The sequence below is a fragment of the Billgrantia desiderata genome, from assembly GCF_900108215.1.
GTDB classification, from domain to species: Bacteria; Pseudomonadota; Gammaproteobacteria; order Pseudomonadales; family Halomonadaceae; genus Halomonas; species Halomonas desiderata.
Genome location: NZ_FNVC01000004.1, coordinates 45919 through 70056, shown reverse-complemented (window position 1 = coordinate 70056; position 24138 = coordinate 45919). Strand labels below are relative to the sequence as shown.

Below are 24138 nucleotides of genomic sequence, written 5' to 3'. Positions count from 1 at the left end.
CTGCCCATGGCGTCACCATCGACCCTACGTTTCTTCGTAAGGCACGACGACAAGGACAAGGCATGAACGCACAGCACCTCTTCGGCAGACAGGGACAGGACTGGTGGCGCGGCGCGGTGATCTACCAGATCTACCCGCGCAGCTTCATGGACAGCAACGGCGACGGCATCGGCGATCTGCCGGGCATCATCGACAAACTCGACTACATCGCGTCGCTCAACGTCGACGCGATCTGGATCTCGCCCTTCTTCACCTCGCCGATGAAGGACTTCGGCTACGACGTGGCCGACTATCGCAGCGTCGATCCCATCTTCGGCACCCTGGACGACTTCGACCGCCTGGTGGAAGCGGCTCACGCCCGCGGGCTCAAGGTCACCATCGACCAGGTGCTGTCGCACACCTCCGACCGTCACCCCTGGTTCAGCGAGAGCCGGGGCAGCCGCGACAACCCCAAGGCTGACTGGTACGTGTGGGCCGAGGCCAAGGCCGACGGCTCGCCGCCCACCAACTGGCAGTCGGTGTTCGGCGGCAGCGCCTGGCAGTGGGACACCCGGCGCTGCCAGTACTACCTGCACAACTTTCTGGACAGCCAGCCCGATCTCAACTTCCGCAACCCGGCGGTGGTCGAGGCCGTTCTCGACGAGGTGCGCTTCTGGCTCGATCGCGGTGTGGACGGCTTCCGCCTGGACGCGGTGAACTTCTGCACCCACGGTGAGCTCGTGGACAACCCGCCGCGCAGCGATGCGGCGGAAGGCTTTCTCGGCGTGCGCCCCGACAACCCCTACGGCTACCAGCTGCACCTGCACGACAAGACCCAGCCGGAGAACCTGGCCTTCCTCGAGAAGCTGCGCGCCCTGCTCGACGAGTATCCCGGCACCACCAGCGTCGGCGAGGTGGGCGACGATGACTCGCTGAACGTGATGGCGGCCTATACCCAAGGCAACAAGCGCCTGCACATGGCCTACTCCTTCGACCTGCTGGGCGAGCGCCACGACCCCGATTTCCTGCATCGGACGATGACCGCCATGGAAGCGAAGATCGGCGACGGCTGGCCGTGCTGGGCACTGGGCAACCACGACGTGCCGCGCCTGGCGACGCGTTGGAAGGCCCAGGACGACCCGGACAGGCTGCGTCTCTACCTCGCCTTCCTGCTGACCCAGCGCGGCAGCGTCTGCCTCTACCAGGGCGAGGAGCTGGGCCTGCCCGAGGCCGAGCTGACCCTGGAGCAGCTCGTCGACCCGGCCGGTATCACCTTCTGGCCGGCCTACAAGGGGCGCGACGGCTGCCGTACGCCCCACCCCTGGTGTGGCGACACCCGCCACGGCGACTTCTCCCAGGGCGAGCCCTGGCTGCCGGTACCCGAGGCCCATCTGGAGCTGGCCATGCGGCACCAGGACGAAGCGCCCGATTCGCTGCTCAATGCCTACCGCGCCTTCCTTGCCTTCCGCCGTGAACACGTGGCATTGAAGAAGGGCGAGGTTCGCTATCACCCGGTACGCGACGAGGTGCTGTGCCTGGAGCGCCACCACCCCGCGCGCGCGCCCAACGAGCGCCTTCTGGTCGCACTGAACTTCAGCGACGCGCCGCGTACCCTGCCCGCCCCGCGGCAAGCGCGTCCGCTCGACGACGCCCCGGCGCTGGTCAACGGCGTCTGGGCCAATGGCGAGGTGCAGCTGCCGCCCTGCGGCATCGCTATCGCCCGCTGTCCGGCACAGGAGGAGATCGTATGGGACGTCTGACACTGGCCGGCATCGGCAAGGATTACGCGGGGGTCGAGGTCTCCCGCGATATCGACCTGACCATCGAGGACGGCGAGTTCGTCGTCTTCGTCGGCCCCTCCGGCTGCGGCAAGTCCACCCTGCTGCGCATGATCGCGGGCCTCGAGGACATCAGCCACGGCGAGATGCGCCTCGACGGCGAGCGCATCAACGAGGTGCCGCCCCAGGAGCGCGACATCGGCATGGTGTTCCAGTCCTACGCGCTCTACCCGCACATGACGGTGGCCGAGAACATGGCCTTCGGCCTCAAGCTCGCCCGCACCGACAAGGCCGAGATCCGCCGTCGCGTGGAGCATGCCGCCGAGATGCTGCATCTGGGCGAGCTGCTCGAACGCAAGCCCAAGGAGCTCTCCGGCGGCCAGCGCCAGCGGGTGGCCATCGGCCGCACCCTGGTCAAGGAGCCGGCGGTGTTCCTGTTCGACGAGCCGCTCTCCAACCTCGATGCCGCTCTGCGGGTCGACATGCGGGTGCAGATCGCCGAGCTGCACCGGCGTCTGGGCGCCACCATGATCTACGTGACCCACGACCAGGTGGAAGCGATGACCCTGGCCGACCGCATCGTGCTGCTGGCCGGCGGCCGCATCGCCCAGGTCGGCGCACCGCTGTCGCTCTATCACTTCCCCGCCACGCTGGAGGTGGCGCGCTTCATCGGCTCGCCGCGCATCAACGTCATACCGGTCGAGGTGCTAGATCCCGGTCGTCAGCGCACCTCGGTACGCCTGCCCGACGGCGCGACGCTGGCCGTGGCGGTCGACGGCGCCCGGCTGCGTGCGGGCGACAAGGCCACCCTCGCCGTGCGCGCCGAGGACTTCGTTGCTCCTGCCGACGCCGACGCGCGACTGACGGCCAGGCTCATGGTGGCCGAAAGGCTCGGCTACGAGACACTGGCCCACCTGCGGGTGGAGGGCGTCAGCGAGACCCTGACCCAGCGCCTCGACGGCTTGACCCACCTGGAGGACGGCCAGGCGGTCGAGCTGGGGCTCTCCGGCGAGCGCTGCCACCTGTTCGCCGCCGACGGCACGGCCTGTCCGCGGCAGGTACGGGTTCCCGGCGTCACTCATTGAGCACGGGCAAGAACTTGCCCAACGGGCAACTTCTTGCCCGCCTCAGGCAATGGATTGCCTGAGTCCACTTAGCCTTTTGGACCTCCTCTCTGTTATTCCCTTGTTTTTACTTTATTAGCCAAATACTGGCACAGCATCTGCTGTAACTCGGCCATGTACGCCTCCAGGAGGAAGCATGGCCTCTGAAAACGGACTTCACTTCACCCTTCAGCTCGCCGATGCCAGCTCGCCCGATACCGAGGGCCTGGCGGTCATCGAGTTCACCCACCGGGAACGGCTCTCCGCCCCCTTCAAGCTCACGGTGCGCTTCGCCAGCCGTAACGGCAGCCTCTCCGCCCGCGACATCCTCGACCGCGAGGCCACCCTGACGATCTGGCAGGACGACGAGATGCTGCGCCAGGTGAACGGCATCGTCAGCGAGTTCGCCCGTGGCGACCGCGGCCACCGCCACACCTTCTACCGGATCGAGATCCGTCCCGCCCTGTGGCGCCTCGGCCTGCGCCAGAACTCGCGCATCTTCCAGGAGGTCTCGCCGCTCACGGTGCTCAACACCCTGTGCGACGAGCACGGCCTGACCGATCTCGCCTTCGCCGCCACCCGCGAACCCGAGCCTCGGGAGTACCTCACGCAGTATCGAGAAGACGATCTTGCCTTCGTCGAGCGTCTGGCCGCCGAAGAGGGGCTGTTCTACTTTCATGAGTTCTTCGAGACCGGTGGCGAGACACCCAGCGCCGCCCACCGCCTGGTGTTCGCCGACGCGCCCCAGGTGCTGAGCCACCTGGGCGAGCGTACCTACCACGGTCGCGCCGGGGGCACGCCGCCGGCCCGTCATGTGCGCAAGCTGCAGCAGCATACCCGGGTCGCCCCGGCCTCGGCCACGCTCAAGGACTACTCGTTCAAGAAACCTGCCTACGGCCAGCTGCACGACCACGCCGCACGCGATCTAGAAGCTCACGGCCAGCGAAGCGACTACGAGCACTACGACTACCCCGGGCGCTACAAGGCCGATGCCTCCGGCCAGGCCTTCACTCGCATTCGTCTCGAAGCGCTGCGTCGCGGTGCCAACACCGCCGATGCCGAGAGCGATTTGCCCGAACTCGCCCCGGGTACCCGCTTCACGCTCACCGACCATGACCTCGACGAGCTCAACCGCGACTGGCAGGTGCTCGGCGTGGTGCACCACGGCAAGCAGCCCCAGGCCTTGGAAGAGGACGGCTTCGTTCAGGGCAGCGAGCAAACCGATCAAGACGGCATGACCAAGTACCACAACGAACTGGTGCTGATGCCCGCCGACCAGGCCTGGCGCCCCGAGCCCAACCCCCGCCCTCGGGTCGACGGCCCCCAGATCGCCTTCGTCGTCGGCCCCGAAGGCGAAGAGATCCATTGCGACGAGCACGGCCGGGTCAAGGTGCAGTTCCCCTGGGATCGCTATGCCGAGCCCAATACCGCCGGGGCTGAAGGCGAAGCCGCGGAAAGAGCGCCGAGCGCCTGGCTGAGAGTGAGCCAGGACTGGGCCGGTGGCGGCTACGGCAGCATGGCGATTCCGAGGATCGGCCATGAGGTCCTCGTCAGCTACCTGGAGGGCGACCCCGATCAACCGCTGATCACCGGACGGATCTACAACGCCGTCAGTACACCGCCCTACGAACTGCCGGCGCACAAGACCCGCACCGTCATCCGCACCCAGAGTCACCAGGGCGAAGGCTTCAACGAACTGCGCTTCGATGACGAAGCCGGCCAGGAGCAGATCTGGCTGCACGCCCAGAAAGACCTGGAACTGCTGACCCACAACGACCGCACCGAAGAGATCGGCTACGACAGCCATCTCACCGTACACCGCAACCGCATCAGCGAGATTCACGCCGACGACCACCTCACCGTGCGTGGCCAGCGCCACCTCAAGGTCGACGGCGACGACCACCTCATCGTCGGCGCCACGCGCCACGAAAAGACCGCCCGCGCCCAGCTCGTCGAAGCCGGCCAGGAGATCCACCACCAGGCCGGCAGCAAGACCGTGATCGACGCCGGCGCCGAGATCACCCTCAAGGCCGGCGGCAGCTTCCTCAAGCTCGACCCCAGCGGCATCACCATCGTCGGCGCCCAGGTCAAGATCAACTCCGGAGGTAGCCCCGGCTCGGGGAGCGGGCAAGGGGCGGCAGCGGCGCTGCTGCCGGGTGCCGCCACACCGGAAGCGAGCGAGGACGTGACGCTCAAATCCGGCGCTATGCCGCTCATGGGTGGCTTCATGGCGGCGGCCATGGCCGTCGCCGCCGCGGGGCAAGGCGAGGTCGAGCTTGAAGATAGCGACGATACGGCAGACTCGAGCCTAGACGACCTGGAGGAGGCCAGACGCCAGAAGGCGGCACGCTGGCAGTGCCGTCAGGGCCAGATCGCCGCCGCCAGAAACCAGCTCGACGCCATGCCTCCGGGCGGCCCCCGCGACACCCTGGCCGCCACCACCGAGCGCTTCGCGCGCAACAACGTCGCCGTGGAGCACGCCCGGCTGGCACAGCATGTCTACGACCCTAGCCAGCCCGTGCCGGTGGGCTGGGGGGATAGCAGCAAGGATGCAGAGCTATTGGAAGAATTGGGGTTAACCCCCTCTGACCTGTATCCCGAAGAGAGCTCCTTCAGAGGCGGACTGTATCTACCTGACCCAGATGTCTTTGGAAACGCCTTGGCACCGGCAATTGGTTTCAGGGGCACGGACTTCTCGAACCGGGAAGATATCCGCAACAACATAGCTCAAGGGCTCAATCTGCCGTCAGATTATTATGAAAGGGCAGTTAAGATAGGAGAATCACTTTCGACAGGTGGATCTTATATACATCTGGCAGGCCACTCTCTCGGGGGTGGTCTAGTCTCCGCCACTTCACGCGCAAGCGGCCTGCCCGCAACGACATTCAACTCCGCAGGTCTGCATCCCAATACCGTGGAACGCTATGGCGGCACGCTGCATCAGCCCAGGCCTGAGAATATCCAGGCCTTCCGCGTCGCGGGAGAGATACTCACACTGCTGCAGGAGCGGCGGCTGAGTTCCACGCTCGCTGCGGCCGGGGTGGGCGCGACACTGGGCGGTGGCACCGGCGCTTTTGCCGGAGCCGCCGGCAGTACCCTGCTGGCCACGCTGATGCCGGATGCGGTGGGCACGCCCTATCGACTTCCCGGCCGGGGCATCAATCCGATCGAGCGTCACAGCATGGTGCAAGTCATCGAGGGGCTGGAGGCCCAGAAGTCGATGGATCAGGGTATCCTGGCCGGAGCCACGGGACATCACTGCACGTAGGGAGACATCATGCAGACCAAGCCACAGCGCCCTTTTCACTCACGCTATCACTCACTTCTGTTGCTGGTACTGTTCTTCCTTGCCAGCGGCTGCCAGCCAACTCAGGGATTGACCATGTCACGTACTCACACCGCCGGCGAGCTCTTCAGCGGCCCACATCTCGAGCTGGCCAGAGCCATCGAACGCAACGATATGGCGGCGCTGCGCCACGGGGCCGATGGGGTCGATCTTACTGCCAGGGGCGAGCAGCAGATGACCCTGATGTGGTTCGCCCTGCTTCAGCAGAATCCCGATGCCGTACGCACCTTGGTCGAGCTGGGCGTCCACCCCAGTGAAAGTCCGATGGAAGGAGCCGAAGCTCGCACCCCGCTTGGGGCAGCATTGATGAGTCCTGACACTCGTTACTTGAGTGCAATGCTTGAAGGTGGCTTACCTGCCAATGACGAATCAAGTGACGGCACTCCCCTTCTTCACCGAGCTATTACAAGTGGAACATTGGAACATATTAGGTTGTTGATTGAGTACGGTGCCGATATTGATAGCCAAAACAGTATAGGCAGGTCCGCTTTTCATGATGCTTGTCTAGGAACCAAGCCAGAAATAGCCGCATATCTACTCGAAAACGGAGCGAGGTTAGATACTCGGTTAGCGACAGGAGTTACTCCTGCATGGGTGGTATATGACAGGCTCCAGCGCTTGCCTCCTGGTGACATTCGCCAAGGCCTCAAATCAGTACGCGACATGATGATCGAGCGCGGCGTCGAATTTCCCCCGCCCTCGCCCGTCGAGGTGCGCGAGCAGATGCGCGCCGAGGGGCTGACGCCGCGTGTGCCGCCCGGTCACGACCGCTAGGAATCGGCGGCGAAGCAACGCCCGCCGGCAGAGCCGAGCGGGCGTTCGAGCCCTGGCGCAATGCCGCGGCTAGCCCTTCACGCCCCCCGCCGTGAGCCCGCCGATGATCCAGCGCTGGCAGATCAGGAAGGCCAAGGTGATCGGCAGGCCTGAGAGCACCGCCGCCGCGGCGAAGTTGCCCCAGCGCTGGTTGTGGTCGGCCAGGTACTGTTGGGCGCCTACCGCCAGGGTCAGCTTGTGTTCATCCACCAGCAGCACCGAGGCCATGGGGTACTCCATGATGCTCATGACGAAGGCGAGGATGAACACCACCATCAGGATCGGCAGCGACAGCGGTAGCAGGATGTAGCGAAACGCCTGCCAGGTGCTGGCGCCGTCGACCATGGCGGCCTCCTCCAGCGAGCCGTCGATCGATTCGAAGTAGCCCTTGATGGTCCAGATGTGCAGCGCCACCGCGCCCAGCGAGGCGACGATCAGCGCGCCATGGGTGTTGATGCCGAGCCAGCCGACGAACTGTCCCAGGCGGTCGAACAGGGCGTAGAGCGCCACCAGCGAGAGCACCGCCGGGAACATCTGGAAGATCAGCATGCTCTTGAGGATCGGCCCCTTGCCGGCAAAGCGCATGCGGGCGAAGGCGTAGGCGCTGGTGGTGGAGAGCAGCACGATCAGCAGCGACGAGACGATCGCCACCTTGACCGAGTTCCACAGCCACAGCAGCACCGGAAACGGTGGCTGCACCACCGTGCCGTCGGCGCGCTCCCAGGGAATACCGAGAGCCAGCGACCAGTGCTCCAGCGAGAAGCGCTCCGGAATCAGGCTGCCGGTGGCGAAGTTGCCCTCGCGAAAGGAGATCGAGATCACCAGCAGCAGCGGGAACAGGATCAGCGTGAGAAAGCCGATCAGGGCGAGATGCGCCGCCAGCTTGCGCCAGCGAAGAGAGCGGGGTTGAACCATGGCCATGACGATTCTCCTGTGACCTTGCGAATCAGACCCTGACCTTGGCCAGGCGCAGGTTGAGCAGCGCCAGCCCTGCCACCAGCAGGAAGATCAGCGTGGCGATGGCGGCGGCCAGACCGAAGTTCTGCCCGGCGTCCTGGAAGGCGATGCGGTAGGTGTAGCTCACCAGCAGATCGGTGGTGCCCGCCGGGGTACTGGCGCCGAGGATGTCGGGGTTGCCGCCGGTAAGCAGCGCGATCAGCACGAAGTTGTTGAAGTTGAAGGCGAAGCAAGCGATCAAAAGCGGCGTGAGCGGCTTGATGATCAGCGGCAGGGTGATCTGGAACAGGTTGGTGAGCGGGCCGCCGCCGTCCACCGCCGAGGCCTCGTAGAGGTCCCTGGGGATCGACTGGATCAGCCCCATGCACAGCAGCAACATGTAGGGGTAGCCGAGCCAGGTGTTGACGATCAGCAGCATGCTGCGGGCGAGCCAGGGATCGGTGAACCAGTCGGGACGCACGCCGAACAGGGCGTCGAGGATCAGGTTTATCTCGCCGAAGTGCTGGTTGAACATGCCCTTGAAGATCAGGATCGAGATGAACGCCGGCACTGCGTAGGGCAGGATCAGCAGGGTGCGGTAGAGCGCCTTGCCACGCAGCTGGTCCCACTGCAGCAGCGAGGCGAGCACGAAGCCGACGATCAGGGTGAACAGCACGGTGAGCCCGGCGAAGGCGAAGGTCCAGACGAAGATCTGGATGAAGGGGCCGCGGATATCGGGGTCGAGGAATATCCGTGCATAGTTGTCCAGGCCCACCGCCACCGGCCAGCCCGGGGTGATGCGCTCCCCCTCCTCGGTGACGAAGAAGCCCGTCTCTCCATCGGCGGTCAACAGGAAATCGTCGCGCCGGTCGTACAGGCTACCGTCAGCGCGGACTTCATAGCGGTCGAGCATGGGCGCATAGTGGCGCAGCCCGGCCATGCGCAGTTCCAGCCCTTCCGGCGTCGCCAGTACCAGATTCTGCAACGCAGTGCGATAGGCGATCACCTCGCGCATGGGCAGCGGCTCGCCCACCGGCTCTCCCGCGGCGGGCTGAATGGCGACATGGCGACGCTCGCCGTCCTGCAGCGACAGCGGCCCGGTGACGAAGCGCGAGACGCCCTCGAGCGCCTCCTCGAGCTCGGCTTCCGCTTCACCAGTCGTGGGTGGAGCCCCCTCCCGCTCCAGATAGAGCCGCACGCCTTCGTCACTCGAGTAGAGCTGGAAGCCGAAGGTGGCGCTCTCCTCCTGATAGGTACGCGACAGCAGTTGAGCGCGCACCCGCTCCTCGCTGAGCAGGTTGCTGGAGCTGTAGTTGCTGAAGCTGATGCCGACGGTGTAGAGCAGCGGAAAGATGACGAACAGCGCCATGCTGGCCACGGCGGGAAAGATGTAGCGGTGACTCATCAGCGTGCGGCGGGTGAAGACCACCCCCAGCGCGGCGCCGAGCACCAAGAACAGCAGGGCAAAGATCGGCTGGCCGTTGAGATGGAAGGCCAGCACCAGCCACAGCAGAGCCAAGACCAGCGCTGCCACCAGGCTGCGCAGTGCCCAGCGGGTGTAGCGCTCGGCGGGATAGCGGGAGCGATGGCGCGGCAGCCCCCGGGAAGCATTGGTGGTGTACATGGGTAGCGTCCTGGGCCGGGCCGGCGGCGCCTGCCGCCGGCCGAGGCATCGAGCGGGTTCGTTACTGGCGCATGCGGCGGGCCGCGGCATCCAGGGCTTCGCGAGGCGACTGGCGACCGCTGCCTATGTTCTGCAGCGCCGGCTCCATGGCGGCCCAGAAGGCACCCATCTCGGGAATGTTGGGCATCGGCATGCCGAGCTCGGCGTTCTCGAGAGTGGCGGCGATGTTGGGATCGCTCTCCAGCTCCTGCTGATAGGCAATGTGCGCCACCGCCCCCAGCGTGCCGTCGCTGTTGAAGGTACGCATGCCCTCCTCACTGAGCAGGTAGTTCTCGAGGAACTCCACGGCCAGGAAGTCGTTGGGTGAGGCGGTGTTGATCATCGCCGCCATCACGCCGAACATCGGCTTGGCGCGCTCCTCGCCCACCTTGGGCAGCAGCGCCACGCCATAGTCGATGCCGCTCTGCTCCAGGTTGCTCCAGGCCCAGGGGCCGCTGATCATGGCGGCCACCTCGCCGCGATTGAAGCGTGTGTCCATGATGCTGTAGTCGGTGCCGCGCGGCAGTACGCCGCTCTCGATCAGCTCCACCAGCAGCTCGGCGCCCTGCAGGGCCCCTTCGTTGTTGACGCCGATGTCGTCGACGTCGAAGCCCTCCTCGGTCTGGCGGAAGGGATAGCCGCCGTTGGCGGCGAGCAGGGTCCAGCCGTAGTAGGGCTCGCCGTAGTCGAACAGGATCGCCTTCCTGCCCTGCTCGGCCAGCTCGGCATCGAGTTGCGCAAGCTCGGCGAAGCTCTCCGGCGGCGTTTCGACCAGCGCCTTGTTGTAGATCAGCCCCAGCGCCTCCACCGAGATCGGGTAGCCATAGTGCTCGCCGCTCCACAGGGTGGCGTCCCAGGTGAAGTCGAAGTAGCGCTCGCGGAAGTCGCTGGAGGGCGAAACGGGTGCCAGCAGGCCGCTCTGCGCCCATTCGCCGATGCGGTCGTGGGCCCAGATCACGATGTCCGGTCCCTGGCCGCTGCCGGCAGCCTGCTGGAAGCGGTCGGTGAGGTTGTCGGGGTTGACGATCCGCACCTCGATGCCGGTGTCGTCGGCAAACTGGCGCGCCACCTCGCGGATGCCGTCGTAGCCCTTGTTGTCACCCATCCAGATCGTCAGCCGATCGCCGTCGAAGGCATAGGTGGAGAAAGCCAGGCCGCTGCCGAGCGCGACCAGCACGGGAAGAAGCACACCGTGGCGTGTCCGATGCATGAGTTGAAACCTCCGGGTTGTTGTTATCGACGCCGGTGCCCTTGCGGCACGGCGATAGCGAACACATGCAGCCTCGCCAATCGCGGCGGCGGCGTCCTCCTCCCCGGGGGGCGTAGCGGTGGCGTATGGGTGGGGCGTAGCGGGAAGCGCAGCGGGCGTATCGCGAAGGTCAGCGCGGGCGGCATGGGGAATGCCGCCCGCTGAAAGTCATTCGATGTTGCCTATTCGGCCTCGAAGCCGTGCTGGGCCAGCCAGTCGCGCAGGAAGGCGATCTCCTCTTCCTGGGCCTCGATGATCTCGCGAGCGAGGTCGCGAATCGCCTCGTCCTCGCCGTGCATCAGCACGACATTGGCCATGTCGATGGCCCCCTGGTGATGCGGAATCATGCCGCGGGCGAAATCGGCATCGGGGTTGCCGGTGAACTCGACGGCCATGTCCTCGTGCATGCGCCGATTGACCTCACGGTAGGCCTGCACGGCCTCGTTGTCGGCGTGCTCGTCGGGCTCATGAACGTGGGCGTGGTCCTCCTCGGTTGCCTCCTCCTCGTCGCCGCTGGCCTCATCAGCCTCGTCATCGTTGGCCTCGTCGTCATCGGCGGCCTCGTTCTCGTCGTCGATCTCAGCGTCCTGCTGCGGCTCGGCCTGCTCGATCTGCTCCTGGGCCTGAGCCTCCTCTTCCGCCGCCAGGGCCGGGGCGGCCAGCAGGGCACTGCCGGCCAGAACGACGGCCAGCGCCGACCAGGTACGTATCGTGAGGATGTGCGACATGCTGCTCTCCTTTACCATGTGAGTCGTACGACTACGATAGAACCAAGCGCCGCGCAGTGCATTGCAGCGGCGCATCGGGAAACAATTCATTACCGAGACTACCATGGACTGGAACCCCGCCCTGATCTGGCTGGCCATTGCCCTGCTGCTGGGCCTGGCCGAACTCTCCTCCGGTGGCCTGGTGCTGCTGTCGCTGGGCGTCGCTGCCGCCCTGACCTCGGCGCTGGCGGCACTCGGCCTTACGCTGCCCTGGCAACTGCTTGCCATGGGAGTGTTCTCGGGCATTCTCATCCCGCTTGCGGTCAAGGTGATCCGCCCGTGGTTCTCGCCCGCCGGGGTGGCCTACGGCACCACCGGCACGGGCGTGGAGAAAGGCCACACCTATACCACCCTGAAACGCGACTTCGACGGCGCCAGCGGCGTCAAGATAAACGGCGACTTCTACCGCCTGCGCGTGGCCGAAACCGGCGAAACCGAGCTGCCAGAAGGCTCGCTGGTGATCTTCCATCACTTTGACGGCACTACGGCCGTCGTCAGCCACGTGCCTCAGGGCTGAACCTACCCGTTCCACAGCGTTGGGCGCTACGCTCCACCAAGCGTCAGGATCACACTCGTCGACACAAGGAGTCGTAACGTGAACATGGACCTACCTATCAATCCCGGGCTGTTGATCGCCCTCATCGTCGTCATCATCGGCATCCTGATCATCGCCAAGGGGCTGGTGATCGTACGCCAGTCGGAAGTGATGGTGATCGAGCGCCTCGGCTCGTTCAATCGCCTGCTGGAGAGCGGTATCAACATCATCATTCCGTTCATCGAGCAGCCTCGTGCCATCACCATGATCCGCTACCAGAAGCGTGGCGAGGAGTACTTTCCCATCACCACCAACGAGGCAAGGATCGACCGCCGGGAGACGGTGATGGACTTCCCCGGCCAGCCGGTGGTGACCACCGACAACGTCACGGTACGCATCAATGGGGCGCTCTATTATCAGATCATCGACCCGCGCCGTGCCGTCTATGAGATAGAGAACATGAGCCAGGCGGTGGAAGTGCTGGCCAAGACCACCCTGCGCTCGGTAGTGGGCAAGATGGAGCTCGACAAGCTGTTCGAGTCCCGCGCCGAGGTCAACAACGAAATCCAGGCCGCCATGGAGGAGCCCGCGTCAAAGTGGGGGGTGAAGATCTCACGGGTCGAGGTGCAGGACATCGCCATGCCCGAAGAGGTCGAAACCGCCATGCGCCTGCAGATGGCCGCCGAACGTAAGCGCCGCGCCACCGTGACCGAAGCCGAGGGTGAGAAGGCCGCCGCCATCGCCAAGGCCCAGGGTCAGCGCGAATCGGCGATCCTCAATGCCCAGGGCGACAAGGAGTCGGCCATTCTGCGCGCCCAGGGCGAGCAGGAGTCGATCAAGCTGGTGCTGAGCGCCATCGGCGACAGCGACGAGCACAAGCGCACCGTGGTGGGCTACCTGCTCGGCCAGAGCTACATCAAGGCGCTGCCGACCATGGCCCAGGAGGGCGAGCGGGTGTTCGTGCCCTACGAATCCTCCGCCCTACTCGGTTCCATGGGCATGTTCCGCGAAATGGCCGGCTCGCCGGAAGACACCGTGGCGAAGCACCTGCGCGACAGCGAGCGTCAGAGCGGCTTTCGCAGCGGCATCGTCGGAGGAGCGGCCAGCAGCTAAGCGCCAACCCCAAACCTCGCCAGCTGCATTTCCTGCAGCCGGCTGAGGGTGCGCCGGAAGGCGAAGGCCAGGTAGCCATCGGCATAAAGTTCGTCCATGGCGACCTCGGCTTCGATATGGAGCGGCACGCGGCGGTCGTAGCACTCGTCGACCAGGGCGATGAAGCGGCGCACGCCATCGTCGCGTCGCGACAGCGGCGGCAGCTCCCGCTCCCCGGTTTCGATGCGCTCGGCGCCATCCTCGGTGCCACGGGCGATACGCCCCGCTGCGGCGATGTCGCTCAATCGCGGCACTTCGCTGAGCAGGACGTGATCGAACTCGTCGGCCAGGGCGATGAAGTCGAGCGCGGCCAGCGGCTGCTCGCACAGCTCGGCGTAGCGACACCACACCACGCGCTGGCTGCGCCGTTCCACCGCAATGCGGCGATGGCCCAGCTCGATGGGCTCTCGGCTCGTCGGCTGGCCCTCGCTCAGGCGCGCGAAAACGCCGGTGAGAGCGCTCGGCCGGCCGGGCTCCGCTATCCAATAGCGCTGACACCCCCGTCCGGGATGCAGGCGGTGATCGAAGCCGCCGTCCAGCTCCACCACCTCCATACAGCGTTCGATGGCGGCAATGGCCGGCAGCAAGCGCTCGCGGTTGAAGCCGTCGGCATAGAGCTGGCTCGGCGCCTGATTGGAGGTGCACACCAATACCACGCCATGCTCGAAGATCGCCTGCAACAGGCGACCGAGCAGCATGGCATCGGCGATGTCGCTGACGAACAGCTCATCGAGGCAGAGCACGCGCACCTCGGATGCCAGCTCCCGCGCCAGTGCGGAGAGAGGATCGGCGGTGCCGCTCAGCTGGAACTGGCGCTGGTGCACCCAGCGCATGAAGTGATGAAAATGCAGGCGCCGGGAAGGCACCCGCAGGTGGCGATGGAAACCGTCCATCAGCCAGGTCTTGCCGCGCCCCACCGGCCCCCATAGATAAACGCCGGGTACGGCCCTGCGCTGCTCCGCAGCACCCTCGTCGTGCAGCGCCTGGAAACAGGCATCGAGCCGAGCCGCAGCGCGCTGCTGGGCCGCATCCGGAGCGAAACCCTGGCGCTCTACCGCCTCGCGATAGAGCGTCAGCGGCGAGGCCGCCGTCATGCCTCGAGCTGGCGCAGCATGATGGTGACCGCCTCACCCCGGTAGCTCAGTTCCTCGAGTTCCTGCCAGCCGAGGCGGCGATAGAGCCCTTGCTGGTCGGGGGTGTAGAGGTAGAACTGACTGAAGCCGCTGTCCACGGCTTCCTCCTCGACGCGGCGAATCAGGCGGGCGGCGATGCCCTGCCCGCGCCACTCCGGCAGCACGAACACCGAGGCCAGCCAGGGAGTCAGCTCGGGCCGACTGTCCATGTCCTCGGCCAACAGCGCCGCCGTGCCTACCGGCCGATTGCCGTGCATGGCCACGAACACCGAGGGCACGCCGCCCTCGCCGCACTCGCGACGAAAGGCCTCGCGATAGGAGTCGGCGGTGCTGCCGGGGTGCAGGTGGCCCCATTCGGCGAAGGTCCAGCTCGCCACCGTATCAACGTGGTCCGAGTCAGGAATCAAACGTACGATGGTGATATCGCGCATGACGACGTCCTTATCCATTGGCTCTCACTGTCGCGCCGAGCGCCCAGCCCTGGGACGAAAAAGCGCAGGCCTGGGCTAACCCAGCTGGAAGGGATAGACCGATCCAATTTGCAGGATGCGGGTCAGCTCGTCCAGCGCAGTGAGAGTCTCGTCGGCCAGCTGCGGGTCGGCCAGGTCGTCCGGGGCCAGGCGGTCGCGGTAGTGACGCCCGACCCAGGCGCTGAGTTCGCCGTACAGCGCGTCGCTGAGCAGCACGCGGCCGGTCAGCGCGGCGCGCTCCTCGGCGGAGAGCACCACCCGCAGGCGCAGGCAGGCGGGGCCGCCGCCGTTGCGCATGCTCTGCTTGACGTCCTTGACGATCACCTCGCCGATGGGGTTGTGGCCGGCCAGCAGCAGGTCCTGGATGGTGCGCCACACCGCCTCGCGTTCCTGGCACTCGCCGGGCACCACCAGGGTCATGCTGCCATCGGGGTTGCTCAACAGCTGCGAATTGAACAGATACGACGCCACGGCGTCATCCATGCTCACCGCCTCGCTGGGCACGCGCACCGGGATCAGGGGCGTGGTCATCTTGGCGCGTAGCTCATCGAGCGTGGCCTGCTCGTCGAGGAAGGCCATCTCGTGGTAGAGCAGCACCGGCCCGTTGCCCACCGCGATCACGTCGTTGTGGAACACGCCGGCATCGATGGCCTCGGGGTGCTGCTGGGCGAATACCGTCTGCGCCGCGGCGAGACCATGCTGACGTGCCACCGCCTGGCTCGCCTCAAGGGTCTGGCGCGCGGGGAAGCGCTTGGGCCCCACCTCGCCACCGAAAGCCTGGCGGCCATAGACGTAGAGGTGAACGCCGGCCTCGCCGTGTTCGCCGCACAGGCGGGTATGGTTGGCCGCCCCCTCGTCAGAGAAGGCCGGCGTGGCCGGCAGCGCCGGGTGGTGAGCGAAGTGCGACTCGTGGCGGAAGATCGCCGCCAGCACGCGGCCGGTGGTTTCCGGCTCCAGATAGCGATGAAAGCTCGACTGCAGGTTGGCCGGGGTGAAGTGCACGCGGCCGTCCGCGGCGTCACGACTCGGGGTCACCGTAGCGGCGTTGGCCGTCCACATGCTCGAGGCCGAGCACACCGCGCGCAGCACCTGGGGCGCTTCCTTGGCCGCCCGCGCCAGCACCTCGCGATTGCTGCCGGAAAAGCCGAGCGAGCGCAGCGCGCCGAGGTCGGGGCGCTGCTGGGGCGGCAGCACGCCCTGGGCGTAGCCGGCATCCATCAGCGCCTTCATCTTGGCCAGGCCCTGCAGCGCCGCCTCGCGGGGGTTGGAGACCAGCCCACCGTGGCGCATCGAGGCCACGTTGCCGTGGGCCAGCCCCGAGTAGTTGTGGGTGGGACCCACCAGGCCGTCGAAGTTGACTTCCCGGTAGTCGGTATTCGTCGCTTGGCTCATAACACCACTCCGGGCGGCAGGTTGTCGGGCAGGGTCAGGGTCTCGGCCTCCATCGAGGCCACCGGGTAGGCGCAGTAGTCGGCGGCGTAATAGGCACTGGGGCGATGGTTGCCGCTGATGCCCACGCCGCCGAAGGGTGCGTCGCCGGAGGCACCGGTGGTCTGGCGGTTCCAGTTGACGATGCCGGCGCGGATACGCAACAGGAAGTCGTCCCAGTCGGCGCGCTCGCCGCCGATCAGGCCGGCGGCCAGGCCGTAGCGGGTATCGTTGGCCAGTCGCAGGGCTTCGTCCCAGTCGCGATAGCGGTAGACCTTGAGCAGCGGACCGAAGTGCTCCTCGTCAGGCACCTCGAGCCCGGTGACGTCGATCAGCGCCGGCGACAGCAGGCTGGTGCCCTCCTCCAGGCACTCCATGCGCGCCAGCACCACGCCACCCAGTGTTTCCAACTCGTCCTGGGCCTTGAGCAGCCCCTGTGCCGCCTCCTGGCTGACCAGGCCACCGTAGAACGGCGCCGGCTCATCGAACTGTCCCGCCACCCGCAGGCGGGCGATGGCGTCGACCAGGGCGTCGAGCAGGTGATCGCCGACCTGCCCCTCGGGCACGATCAGCCGCCGTGCACAGGTGCAGCGCTGGCCGCCGGAGAGGAAGGCGGACTGCAGGATGGTCAGCACCGTGGCGTCCTGATCGTGCACGTCCTTGACCACCAGCGGATTGTTGCCGCCGAGCTCCAGGGCCAGGATCTTCTCCAACTGGTCGGCGAACTGGCGGTTGAGCAGGCCGCCGACCCGGGCGCTGCCGGTGAACAGCAGGCCGTCGATCCCCGGGTGCGAGGAGAGCGCCTGCCCCACCGGTGCGGCTCCCTGCACCAGGTTGATCACCCCGGCGGGCAGACCCGCCTCCTGCCAGCACTGCAGAGTGAGATCGGCGGTCAGCGGGGTTTGCTCGCTGGGCTTGAACACCACGGTGTTGCCGGCCAGCAGCGCCGGCACCATGTGCCCGTTGGGCAGGTGGCCGGGGAAGTTGTAGGGGCCGAACACGGCCATCACCCCGTGGGGGCGATGGCGCAGTACGGCGGTGGTGTCGCCGAGGTCGCGGCTGCGCTCGCCGGTGCGTTCCTGGTAGGCGCGCGCCGAGATCGCCACCTTGCCGATCATGGCGCCCACTTCGGTACGCGCCTCCCACAGCGGCTTGCCGGTCTCGCCGGCAATCGCATGGGCCAGATCCTCGCGGTGGGTCTCGAGCAGATCGCGGAAGCGTTCCACCACGCTCAGGCGTTCGGCAAAGCCCAGGCGGGCCCAGCCCGGGAAGGCACCGCGGGCGGCCTCCACCGCTGCCGCCACCTGACTGTCGCTGGCCGCCGCGCCCTGCCACAGGGTCTCGCCGGCGACCGGATCGCGTTTGGTGAATTGCATCGCCTCGCCCGGCTGCCAGCGGCCGCCGATCATCAGCTGTTGCTTTGCGTTCATGATGTCTCCTCGGTATCCAGGACGCGCAGGGAGTCGCCGGCCGCCACGCCCAGCCGCTGCGCCTCCGTCTCGCTCAGGGTGAGGGTGCCCTCCTCGTCGGGGCCACAGGCCACCCAGGCGGCGCGGAACTCGGCCATGGTCGTGCTGGCAGCCAGCCAGCGCGGTCGGGCCGGCGGCGTGTCACTGCCGCTGCGGATCTCCACCCGACAGCAGTGCGACTTGCGCACCGCGCGTACGTCGTCGATATAGGCCTCCACCGTCGGTCCGCCATCGAAGATGTCGATGTAACCTTCCCAGCGCAGGCCCTCCTTCTTGAGCATGGCCAGCGCCGGACGGGTGTCGTGATGCACCTGGCCGATGCAGGCCCGCGCCTCGTCGGAGAGAAACGGCGTGTAGATCGGAAACTTGGGCATCAGCTCGCCGATGAAGCTCTTCTGCCCCAGCCCGGTGAGGCGATCGGCCTCGTCGAAGTCCAGGGGGAAGAAGTGGCTACCCAGACACTCCCAGAACGGACTCTTGCCACGCTCGTCGAACACCCCGCGCATCTCGGCCAGCACCTTGTCGGGAAACTGGTCGCGAAACTCGGCCATGAACAGCCAGCGCACCATCGACAGCAGCGCGCCGTTGCGCTGGTGCGCGCGCTCCTTGCCACGGAAGCCGGGGCGCAGGAACAGCGAGGCCACCTCGGCATCGCCGGTGTGATCGGAGCTGAGGAACAGAGTGTCGATGGTGCGGTGCAGGTCGAGCTGCACCGAGGAGTGGGCCAGCGTGCCCAGGCGGTAGTGATAGAACGGCACCTCGCGTCCCACCTGACCCTCGATGGCGCAGCAACCCGCCAGCTCGCCGCTCTCCTCGTCTTCCAGCACGAAGAAGTAGTTGCGCCGGTCGGCCGGGGTACGCTGCTCGAAGGCGGCCACCGCAGCGGCGATCTTGGCCGCCAGGAACTCGCGGTTGTCGGGCAGCGAGGTGAAGCCAACCCCGGTCTCGCGGGCGATCTTCTGCAGTTCGTCCAGGTCGCCCTCGGCAATCGGTCGAATACGCATCACAGCTCCCCCTCATCGAAGCCCGCTTCCTCTTCGCCGTTGGACGGCAGCGTCAGCGGTGCGGCCAGCACTGCCCGCCCCTCCTCCGCGCCGAGCAGCTCGGCGTGCTCCGGCGAGAGCATCAGTTGCCCGGTGGGCGACAGCGCATAACGCGCCACCACGCAGCGGAAATCTGCCAGGCGCTGGTTGGCGACCATCGCCGGCTCGGCGTCGGGCAGCGCATGGGCCGGGCGTACCCGCACCGGGTGCCAGGCGGCATGGCGGAAGGTGTGCAGGCGATTGCGCTCGCCCTTGATCACCGGGCCGGCGTCGAACAGATCGACGTGACGCGAGCGCATGAAGCCCTCGGCCAGCATCTCGGCCATGGCCGCCTCATGAGCGGGATGTTCGCGGCCGATGGCGGCCCGCGCCTGGGGCGTGAGCAGCGCCAGGTAGAGCGGGAACTGCGGCATCACCTCGGCGATGAAGCTCTTCGAGCGCACCCCGGCCAGGTAGTTGATGTCGTGATAGTCGCGCACGAAGAAGTGGCGCCCCACGCTGTTCCAGAACGGCGATTCGCCCTGCTCGTCGAGATAGCCCGGGAACGCCATCGCCAGCACCTCGGCGAAGCGCTCCGGGTACTGGGCGATGAACATCAGCCTTGAGCGGCGCAGCAGACTCTCGGCGCTGGTGCCGCGATAGCGCGGGTCCAGCGACAGCGCGCACAGCTGAGTGGTCTCGGACACCTCGTGGGAGAGCGAGAGGGTCTGCACCTCGCGGCGTACGTTGAGCTGCTGCGAGGCGTGGATCAGGGTTTCCTGGCGGTAGGTGTAGTAGGCCTCCCGCGCACCGGCTTCGGCGCGCAGGGTGGCGGTACCCACGACCTCGTCGCGCTCGAGATCCTCGAGCACGAAGGTGTAGTGTTCGTCGCCGGGAAAGTCCACCTCGCGCCCGAACGACTGCCGCGAGCGGGCAATGCGCTCCTCGAGGCGGTCGCGATGGGCCGGCAGGTTGGTCAGGCTCGGCGTGGCCAAGCCCGCCAGCCGCTCCAGGGCCGGCAGGTCGGCCGGCCGAACGGGGCGTACGACCATCATGGCGGGATCTCCTGGTCGATTGGCGGTGTCGCGCATGGCTCGGCCAGCCTTCACCCGGCCGCCACCAGCCGCTCGATGGCACGCTCCAGCCGCGCCATGCCCTCGGCAATGTCGGCCTCGGGGATCACCAGCGATGGCGCCATGCGCAGCACGTTGGGACCGGCGATCAGCGCCATCAGCCCTTCCTCGATGGCCAGCGGCAGGATGTCCTTGGCCCGATCCTTGTATTCGGGGGTCATCTCGGCGCCGATCAGCAGGCCCATGCCACGGATCTCCCTGAACACCCCATGCTTGCGGTTGATCGCCTCGAGATGCTCGCGGAACAGGTCGTGACGCTGCTTGACGCCGCCGAGCACTTCCGGCGTGTCGATGTGTTCCACCGCGGCCAGGGCCACCGCCGAGGCCAGGGCGTTGCCGCCGTAGGTGGAGCCGTGGGTGCCGATGGCCAGCGCCGGGGCGACCCGGTCGGTGGTGAGCATGGCGCCGATGGGGAAGCCTCCGCCCAGGGCCTTGGCACTGGTGAGAATGTCCGGCTCGATGCCGTACTCCATGTAGGCGTAGAGCGAGCCGGTACGGCCCACGCCGGTCTGCACCTCGTCGAAGATCAGCAGCGCATCGTGGGCATCGCACAGATCGCGCAGGCCCTGCAGGAACTCCTGAGTGGCCGGCGTGATGCCGCCCTCGCCCTGCATCGGCTCGACCATCACTGCGCAGGTGTCGTCGTTGATCAGGTCGCGCACGCTGTCGAGATTGTTGAACTCGCCGTGGACGATGCCGCCCGGCACCGGACCGAAGCCCTGGGAGTACTTGGGCTGACCGCCGACGCTGACGGTGAAGAAGGTGCGGCCGTGGAACGACTGGTAGAACGAGACGATGCGATGCTTGTGCTCGCCGAAGTTGTCATGCGCCCAGCGCCGCGCCAGCTTCAGCGCCGCCTCGTTGGCCTCGCCGCCGGAGGAGCAGAAGTAGGCCTTGTCGGCGAAGGTGCGCTCCACCAGGGTCTTGGCCAGCTTGAGCGAGGGCTCGTTGGTGTAGACGTTGGAGAGATGCCAAAGCTTGTTGCCCTGCTCGGTGAGGGCCTTGACCAGCACCGGATGGCAGTGACCCAGGGAGTTCACGGCGATGCCGCCGGCAAAATCGATGTACTCGCGCCCTTCCTGGTCCCACAGTCGGCTGCCCTCGCCGCGCACCGGGATGACCTTCTGAGGGGAGTAGTTGGGCACCATGTACTGGTCGAAGTCGGCACGGGTCGGGGTATGGCTCATCTCGGTCTCCATTCCTGCAAAAAGAGTGATAGCAACGCAGCGATGTCATCCGAGTATAAGGAGCGACGCGCCGGCCGGCTTTCAGCAATGGGACCCCGACTTCTAGATAAAGACTCAGGGAAGCGCTGAACAAGTCGGCGAGCGAGATGAAGCGCAAGGCGCACGGAGCACAGGAACCGGAGCATATGGGGTATATGTGAGGATTCCGCGCACCGCGCAACGCAGCGATTCGCTCGCGCAGGCATTTGTGCAGTGTTTCCCTAAAGGCGTTCTTCGCGTGGGGTAACCCCGAAATGGTTACGGTAGGCAGTAGAGAAATGGGCGGGCGAGGAGAAGCCCGTCTTCATGGCGATCTCGCCGGCAGGAAGGTCGCTCTCGCGCAGCAGGCGCCGCGCCTCCTTCAGGCGCAGATCGAGGTAGTAGCGGCCGGGCACCGCCTGCAGGTATTTCTTGAACAGGCGCTCGAGCTGGCGCCGCGAGATGCCCAGATGCTCGGCCAGCTCGTGAGTGGTGAGCGGCTCTTCGATGTTGGCCTCCATCAGCATCACGGCGTCCACCAGCGGCGCCGGCGCATGGCCCAGCCGGGCACGCAGCGGCACCTGCTGCGGCTCGTCGGCCATGCGTACCCGCTCCAGCACGAAGTGCTCCGAGACCCGCTCGGCCAGCTCGCGCCCATGATGAGTGGCAATCAGGGTCATCATCATGTCCATCGCGGCCGTACCGCCGCCGCAGGTGAGCCGGTCGCGGTCGATCTCGAACAGCTGCTGGGTCAGCCGCACGCGGGGATAGTCGCGGGTGAAGGCGGCGAAGCGCTGCCAGGGCAGCGTGGCGCGGTAGCCGTCCAGCACGCCGGCGCGCGCCAGCAGCTCGGTGCCGCCCCCCACCCCCACCAGCACCACGCCGCTGCGCCCCAGCAGACGCAGCTGGCCCGGTAACGCACTGTCATGCATGACCGGCAGCGGGCTCGGCGCGCAGACGATCAGCATGTCCAGCTCGGTCGAGGCGAGCTCGAAGGGAGTACAGGCCGCCTGACTGAGGTCGGCCATGCTGGCAACCTCACCACCGCCCGGGGAAAAAGCCTGCAGACGATAGAGCCGCTGGCCGGCCAACTGGTTGACCACCACCAGTGGCTCCAGTGCACAGGCCTGGGCAAGCAGCGAGAACCCGGGCAACGTCAGCACGCCAACCCAGCGGGCAGCTTTCATGGGGATGGGGGCGGTGAGGGTGTCGGGCATTGCGCAGCGCCGTGTGCCGAAACGAAGGAGAAATGGTACTCCATCGGCGGCGTTGGCAATACCGCACGGTTTACGCACGTTGACGAAGGCCACCGTGGCAGCGCCACGGTAGCCTTCGGTTCACATCGGCAATCTTCGGGTCAGAGCCAGAGCGCCGATACCAGCCGATAGACGAGGAAAAGCCCCGTAGCAATGGCCACGCCCAGCACCAGCCAGTGCCAGCCCTTGGCCGGCCGCTTGGCTTCGGGTTGCTCCTCATCCGGCTCGAGATGTTCGAAGTCCTCGGGCATCCGCACTTCCTTGAGATGCTCGTACTCTTCTTGCGCCGTCTTGCTCTCCCGGGTGTCCATGGGCACCTCCTTCGATGCTGGTTTTGCCCGCTGAATCGCGTTCCTTCGCAGCGGGCCTATAAGGTGACGACATCGAATTGAACGTCCGGGTTCACGTCGGCGTCGTAATCGACGTCATCTCGCTCGAACCCGAACAGCTTCAGAAAGTCGTGCTTGTAACCAGCATAGTCGGTGATCTGGAACAGGTTCTCGGTGGTTACCTGAGGCCACAGATCCTTGCACGCCTGCTGCACGTCGTCACGCAGCTCCCAGTCGTCCAGACGCAGGCGGCCGGCCTCGTCGGTGGTGAGCTCACCTGCCTGTCCTTGAGATGAATAGAGGCGCTCGCCGAACAGGCGATTGAGCTGCTCGATGGTGCCCTCGTGCAGGCCCTTCTCCTTCATCACCTTGTAGACCATGGCGATGTAGAGCGGCATGACCGGAATCGCCGCGCTGGCCTGGGTCACCACCGACTTGAGCACCGCCACGTTGGCACCGCCGCCACTGGCCTTGAGCCTGGCGTCGATCTCACCGGCGGCACGGTCGAGATCCTCCTTGGCCTTGCCCAGGGCGCCGTGCCAGTAGATCGGCCAGGTAATCTCGGTGCCGATATAGCTGAACGCCACGCTGCGCGCACCGGGGGCCAGCACGCCAGCCTTGTCCAGCGCGTCGATCCACAGCTCCCAATCCTCGCCGCCCATCACCGCCTTGGTATCCTCGATCTCCTGCTCGGTGGCGGGCTCGACCTCGGCCTCGATGATGGTGTCCTTGTTGGTGTCGATGGCGGTGGCGCGGTAGGTCTCGCCGATCGGCTTGAGGCTGGAGCGCTTCAGCTCACCGCTGTCGGGCAGCTTGCGCACCGGCGAGGCCAGCGAGTAGACCACCAGATCGATCTGGCCCAGGTCCTGCTTGATCAGCTCGATGGCCTTCTCGCGCGCCTCGTGGGAGAAGGCATCGCCATTGATCGACTTGCTGTAGAGCCCTTCGGCCTTGGCGAACTTGTCGAAGGCGGCGGCGTTGTACCAGCCGGCGGTGCCGGGCTTCTTCTCGCTGCCGGGCTTCTCGAAGAAAACCCCCAGGGTGTCGGCACCGTAGCCGAATGCCGCGGTGATGCGCGCCGCCAGGCCATAGCCGCTGGAGGCCCCTACCACCAGTACCTTCTTCGGCCCGTTGGCCTTGTCGAATTGACGCGCACGAGTGGCCTCGATCTGCTCGAGCACGTTCTTCTCGCAGCCGACCGGATGGGTGGTGGTACAGATGAAACCGCGAACCTTGGGTTTGATGATCACGACAGACCTCGTTGTTGGTGTTGCAGCGCCGCTTCGAGCGCCTTGACGATACGAATGGGCAGTGGCGACATTCTAGCGGCCACGCATGCGTCTGTCCGCACTTGAGCGCCGCGGAGTCCTGG

General features: G+C 66.4%; 20 protein-coding genes and 1 pseudogene. 7 read left to right on the top strand and 14 right to left on the bottom strand.

The features are described 5' to 3' along the window. Positions 1-62: 62 nt before the first annotated feature. The 5 genes and pseudogenes from C4S71_RS05625 (at position 63) to C4S71_RS05610 (ending at position 6980) form a co-directional block, all read left to right on the top strand. Positions 63-1739: an alpha-amylase family glycosyl hydrolase gene (locus tag C4S71_RS05625; RefSeq protein ID WP_086508167.1), complete on the top strand. Its 1677-nt coding sequence runs from the start codon at positions 63-65 to the stop codon at positions 1737-1739. Continuing rightward, entirely contained in the window at positions 1727-2842 is a 1116-nt protein-coding gene (ugpC, locus tag C4S71_RS05620; RefSeq protein WP_103968484.1) for a sn-glycerol-3-phosphate ABC transporter ATP-binding protein UgpC, read from the top strand. The genes C4S71_RS05625 and ugpC overlap by 13 nt, the downstream gene beginning before the upstream one ends. Positions 2843-3017: 175 nt before the next feature. Next, positions 3018-5048: pseudogene (locus C4S71_RS22690) on the top strand (type VI secretion system Vgr family protein); the annotation flags it as partial. An 18-nt stretch (positions 5049-5066) separates the two neighbouring features. Beyond that, complete coding sequence (locus tag C4S71_RS23070) at positions 5067-6128, top strand: Tle-like phospholipase domain-containing protein (protein WP_479688558.1); 1062 nt, start codon at positions 5067-5069, stop codon at positions 6126-6128. A 9-nt stretch (positions 6129-6137) separates the two neighbouring features. Next, on the top strand, positions 6138-6980 hold the full coding sequence (locus tag C4S71_RS05610; protein ID WP_103968482.1) for an ankyrin repeat domain-containing protein: 843 nt from the start codon (positions 6138-6140) through the stop codon (positions 6978-6980). 69 nt (positions 6981-7049) lie between these two features. Here the strand turns inward: C4S71_RS05610 and malG are convergent, their stop codons facing one another. The 4 genes from malG to copM form a co-directional block, all read right to left on the bottom strand. Then, positions 7050-7940 carry a maltose ABC transporter permease MalG gene (malG, locus tag C4S71_RS05605; protein ID WP_086508159.1) on the bottom strand — a complete coding sequence of 297 codons (891 nt, stop codon included), beginning with the start codon at positions 7938-7940 and terminating at the stop codon, positions 7050-7052. A gap of 25 nt (positions 7941-7965) precedes the next feature. Then, positions 7966-9579, bottom strand: coding sequence for a maltose ABC transporter permease MalF (gene malF / locus C4S71_RS05600; RefSeq protein WP_103968481.1), 1614 nt, complete (start codon positions 9577-9579; stop codon positions 7966-7968). 61 nt (positions 9580-9640) lie between these two features. Further along, positions 9641-10828 (bottom strand): maltose/maltodextrin ABC transporter substrate-binding protein MalE, encoded by a 1188-nt coding sequence (malE, locus tag C4S71_RS05595; RefSeq protein WP_103968480.1) that lies wholly within the window; start codon positions 10826-10828, stop codon positions 9641-9643. Positions 10829-11049: 221 nt separating this feature from the next. Further along, positions 11050-11595: a CopM family metallochaperone gene (gene copM, locus C4S71_RS05590; protein WP_103968479.1), complete on the bottom strand. Its 546-nt coding sequence runs from the start codon at positions 11593-11595 to the stop codon at positions 11050-11052. A gap of 103 nt (positions 11596-11698) precedes the next feature. Between copM and C4S71_RS05585 the strand changes: the two genes are divergently transcribed. Continuing rightward, entirely contained in the window at positions 11699-12151 is a 453-nt protein-coding gene (locus C4S71_RS05585) for an NfeD family protein (protein WP_086508156.1), read from the top strand. Between the two features lie 84 nt (positions 12152-12235). After that, positions 12236-13282 carry an SPFH domain-containing protein gene (locus C4S71_RS05580; protein WP_086508163.1) on the top strand — a complete coding sequence of 349 codons (1047 nt, stop codon included), beginning with the start codon at positions 12236-12238 and terminating at the stop codon, positions 13280-13282. Here the strand turns inward: C4S71_RS05580 and zapE are convergent. The 10 genes from zapE to fabV form a co-directional block, all read right to left on the bottom strand. Further along, positions 13279-14415 (bottom strand): cell division protein ZapE, encoded by a 1137-nt coding sequence (gene zapE / locus C4S71_RS05575; protein ID WP_086508155.1) that lies wholly within the window; start codon positions 14413-14415, stop codon positions 13279-13281. The genes C4S71_RS05580 and zapE overlap by 4 nt on opposite strands. After that, entirely contained in the window at positions 14412-14885 is a 474-nt protein-coding gene (locus C4S71_RS05570) for a GNAT family N-acetyltransferase (RefSeq protein WP_086508162.1), read from the bottom strand. The genes zapE and C4S71_RS05570 overlap by 4 nt, the downstream gene beginning before the upstream one ends. A 75-nt stretch (positions 14886-14960) precedes the next feature. Beyond that, entirely contained in the window at positions 14961-16316 is a 1356-nt protein-coding gene (gene astB, locus C4S71_RS05565; protein ID WP_086508154.1) for an N-succinylarginine dihydrolase, read from the bottom strand. Further along, positions 16313-17782 (bottom strand): succinylglutamate-semialdehyde dehydrogenase, encoded by a 1470-nt coding sequence (gene astD, locus C4S71_RS05560; RefSeq protein WP_103968478.1) that lies wholly within the window; start codon positions 17780-17782, stop codon positions 16313-16315. The genes astB and astD overlap by 4 nt, the downstream gene beginning before the upstream one ends. Then, positions 17779-18825, bottom strand: coding sequence for an arginine N-succinyltransferase (gene astA, locus C4S71_RS05555; protein ID WP_086508152.1), 1047 nt, complete (start codon positions 18823-18825; stop codon positions 17779-17781). Before astA ends, astD begins: the two co-directional genes overlap by 4 nt. Next, complete coding sequence (locus C4S71_RS05550; protein ID WP_086508151.1) at positions 18825-19898, bottom strand: arginine N-succinyltransferase; 1074 nt, start codon at positions 19896-19898, stop codon at positions 18825-18827. Before C4S71_RS05550 ends, astA begins: the two co-directional genes overlap by 1 nt. Before the next feature lie 50 nt (positions 19899-19948). After that, a complete protein-coding gene (locus C4S71_RS05545) occupies positions 19949-21163 on the bottom strand; it encodes an aspartate aminotransferase family protein (protein ID WP_086508150.1) in 1215 nt (404 codons plus the stop codon). Between the two features lie 260 nt (positions 21164-21423). Next, entirely contained in the window at positions 21424-22398 is a 975-nt protein-coding gene (locus C4S71_RS05540) for a GlxA family transcriptional regulator (protein WP_176342744.1), read from the bottom strand. Positions 22399-22538: 140 nt separating this feature from the next. Then, on the bottom strand, positions 22539-22748 hold the full coding sequence (locus C4S71_RS05535) for a hypothetical protein (protein ID WP_086508149.1): 210 nt from the start codon (positions 22746-22748) through the stop codon (positions 22539-22541). Between the two features lie 56 nt (positions 22749-22804). Next, the gene (fabV, locus tag C4S71_RS05530) at positions 22805-24016 is read right to left on the bottom strand and encodes an enoyl-ACP reductase FabV (RefSeq protein ID WP_086508148.1); all 1212 of its coding nucleotides are present in this window, start codon (positions 24014-24016) and stop codon (positions 22805-22807) included. Between the last annotated feature and the right edge of the window lie 122 nt (positions 24017-24138).